Annotated in this window: 1 protein-coding gene; it reads right to left on the bottom strand. The window is 39.1% G+C overall.

The genetic code is table 11. The features are described 5' to 3' along the window. A partial coding sequence (locus DLK05_RS17715) for a lamin tail domain-containing protein (RefSeq protein WP_235832032.1) occupies positions 1-436 on the bottom strand: 436 nt, incomplete at both ends.

Genomic DNA, 436 nt, shown 5'->3' with positions numbered 1-436 from the left:
AGTTCTTAAGTCCTGGTGTTCCACCTGTTGTTGAAAGGGAACTCGTCCAGTTCCCAAAAGTACTGCATGTATTCATCGGATCAATTCGCTCCAAAGACCAACCGCCTTCGCTTTTCTCTGCAGACTTATACCATATATCAGAATAGTTAATCTGATCAATAACTTCTCCGATTCCAGATTCAATTTCCAAATTTCCTCCGGTATTGGTTAAACTGGGAAAATTACTTACTCCCAATACTTTTCCATAAGCAGTTAAAGATTCCTTTGCACCAGTTGAGCACAATAGGATATATCCYTGAGAAGGAATTGTATCCACGCCCAACAGGCATTCCTTATCTGCAAATTTCAACCTCCAATTTGTAATGACTATAGGATAATCTTTAGTATTGTAAAGTTCAAGATATTCATAATCCGGTAATCCAGCACTAGGTGAGGG

The sequence above is a fragment of the Ancylomarina longa genome (assembly GCF_003996985.1).
Lineage (GTDB): Bacteria > Bacteroidota > Bacteroidia > Bacteroidales > Marinifilaceae > Ancylomarina_A > Ancylomarina_A longa.
Note: the sequence above shows the minus strand (reverse complement) of the source record. Positions and strands in the feature narration are given on the sequence as shown.